Source organism: Streptomyces sp. NPDC057486 (assembly GCF_042802415.1).
In the GTDB taxonomy this organism is placed as follows: domain Bacteria; phylum Actinomycetota; class Actinomycetes; order Streptomycetales; family Streptomycetaceae; genus Streptomyces; species Streptomyces yanii.
Window position 1 is genome coordinate 1 of record NZ_JBHVEE010000013.1, and the last position, 2677, is coordinate 2677.

Sequence of the window (2677 nt, forward strand, 5' to 3'; positions counted from 1 at the left end):
AAGAGACAGGCCCCGGACCTGCGGTCCGCGGCTTCCCCCGGCCCCGCCCAGGTTCGTCCTCCGCCGCTGACTCCCGGCGGGACCGCATGCCCGCCTGGGCGCCTCCAGTCACGGTCACCGACCTGCCGACGGCGGTTGCCGCCTCGGTGTTGTGCCTGGGGGCCAGGGCAGCGACGGCGACATCGAGGCCGGATCTGCGGCCGCCCGGCGCGGACCGACCTGGACGTCGTGATCAGACGAGGTCGAACCGGTCGAGGTTCATCACCTTGTCCCACGCCGCAACGAAGTCGTTCACGAACTTCTTCTTCGCGTCATCGCCCGCGTAGACCTCCGCGACCGCGCGCAGCTCGGAGTTCGACCCGAAGACGAGGTCGGCGCGGCTGCCGGTCCACTTGACCTCGCCGGTGGCGGTGTCGCGACCCTCGAACGTGTTCGCGTCCTCGGACGTCGCCTTCCACGTCGTGCCCAGGTCGAGCAGGTTGGCGAAGAAGTCGTTGGTCAGAGACCCGGTGGTCGTGGTGAAGACGCCGAGCGGGGACTGCTGGTAGTTCGCGCCCAGGACACGGAGACCACCGACGAGGACCGTCATCTCGGGGGCGCTCAGCGTCAGCAGGTTCGCCCGGTCGATCAGCAGGTATTCGGCCGGCAGCCGGTTGCCCTTCCCGAGGTAGTTGCGGAACCCGTCGGCGGTCGGCTCGAGCGCGGCGAACGACTCCACGTCGGTCTGCTCCTGCGACGCGTCCACGCGGCCCGGTGTGAAGGGCACCTCGACGTCGAAGCCGGCGTCCTTGGCGGCCTGCTCGACGGCCGCACCACCGGCGAGCACGATCAGATCGGCGAGCGAGACCTGCTTGCCGCCGGACTGGGCGGCGTTGAAGGACTCCTGGATCCCCTCCAGGGTGCGCAGCACCGCCGCCAGCTGGTCGGGATCGTTGACCGCCCACCCGCTCTGCGGCTGGAGGCGGATGCGCGCGCCGTTGGCGCCGCCGCGCTTGTCGCTGCCGCGGAAGGACGAGGCCGACGCCCACGCGGTGGACACGAGCTGGGACACCGACAGATCAGAGGCGAGGATCCGGCCCTTGAGGGCGGCGATGTCCTCGGCGTCGATGAGCTCGTGCGTCACCGCGGGAAGGGCGTCCTGCCACAGCAGCGTCTCGGCCGGAACCTCCGGGCCGAGGTAGCGCACGATCGGGCCCATGTCCCGGTGCGTCAGCTTGAACCACGCCCGGGCGAAGGCGTCCGCGAACTCGTCGGGGTTCTGCAGGAAGCGTCGCGAGATCTGCTCGTAGGCCGGGTCGAACCGGAGCGAGAGGTCGGTCGTCAGCATCGTCGGGGCGTGGCTCTTCGACGAGTCGTGGGCGTCGGGGACCGTGCCCGCCCCGGCACTGTCCTTCGGCCTCCACTGGTGCGCACCGGCGGGGCTCTGGAACAGCTCCCACTCGTAGCCGAACAGAATCTCGAAGAAGCTGTTGTCCCAGGTCACCGGGGTGTTCGTCCACGTACCCTCGAGACCGCTGGTGATCGTGTCGCCACCCTTGCCGGTGCCGAAGGAGTTCCTCCAGCCGAGGCCCTGCTCCTCGAGCGAGGCGCCCTCGGGGTCGGGGCCCACATTGTCCGCGGGGCCCGCACCGTGCGTCTTGCCGAAGGTGTGACCGCCCGCGATCAGGGCGACCGTCTCCTCGTCGTTCATCGCCATCCGGCGGAACGTCTCACGGATGTCGCGGGCCGCGGCGAGCGGGTCCGGATTGCCGTTCGGGCCCTCCGGGTTGACGTAGATGAGGCCCATCTGGACCGCGCCGAGGGGGTTCTCCAACTCGCGGTCGCCCGTGTAGCGCTCATCGCCGAGCCAGGTGGTCTCGGGCCCCCAGTAGACGTCCTCGTCGGGCTCCCACACGTCCGCACGACCGCCGCCGAAGCCGAAGGTCTTGAAGCCCATCGACTCCAGGGCCACGTTGCCGGCGAGGATCATGAGGTCGGCCCACGAGATGCTCTGGCCGTACTTCTTCTTGACCGGCCACAGCAGACGGCGGGCCTTGTCGAGGTTCCCGTTGTCCGGCCAGCTGTTGAGGGGGGCGAAGCGCTGCTGGCCGGCCCCGGCGCCGCCGCGGCCGTCGCTGATCCGGTAGGTGCCCGCGCTGTGCCACGCCATCCGGATCATGAACGGGCCGTAGTGACCGAAGTCGGCCGGCCACCAGTCCTGCGAGTGCGTCAGTACCTCTGCGATGTCCCGCTTCACGGCCGGAAGGTCGAGGCTCTTGAACGCCTCGGCGTAGTCGAACTCCTCGCCGAGTGGATTGGCCACGGCGGGGTTCTTGGCGAGGATCTTCAGGTTGAGCCGCTCCGGCCACCACTGGCGGTTTCCGCCGCCCTGAGTCGGGTGCGAGGCGCGCCCGTGCACGACCGGGCAACCACCTCCGCCCTCCGTTTTCGCGTCCACGACGATTGCATCATGGTTCTCAGACATGGGAATCCTTCCGTACTGGGCGGATCACGGTGTTCAGGAACTGCAGGCGGTCGAACAGTCGGAGTACAGGCTCCAGCAGATGACCTCGGCCCGTTGATCGAGCAGCCGTGGTCGTCGGACGGGGGGGAGGGCGGGGGGGGGGGGGGCCCCCCCCCCGGGGGGGGGGGGGGGGGGGGCCCCCCCCCCCCCCCCCCCCGGGGGGGGGGGGGGGGG

The 2677-nt window shown here is 70.4% G+C and carries 1 protein-coding gene; it reads right to left on the minus strand.

Features of this window, described 5'->3' with window-relative positions:
* Positions 1–232: 232 nt before the first annotated feature.
* The gene (gene katG / locus ACFU6I_RS09135; RefSeq protein ID WP_384363276.1) at positions 233–2464 is read right to left on the minus strand and encodes a catalase/peroxidase HPI; all 2232 of its coding nucleotides are present in this window, start codon (positions 2462–2464) and stop codon (positions 233–235) included.
* Positions 2465–2677 lie beyond the last annotated feature (213 nt).

Bases quoted from the DNA above. Each gene is read 5' to 3' on its own strand.
- katG (WP_384363276.1), bottom strand. From the start codon at position 2,464: ATGTCTGAGAACCATGATGCAATCGTCGTGGACGCGAAAACGGAGGGC.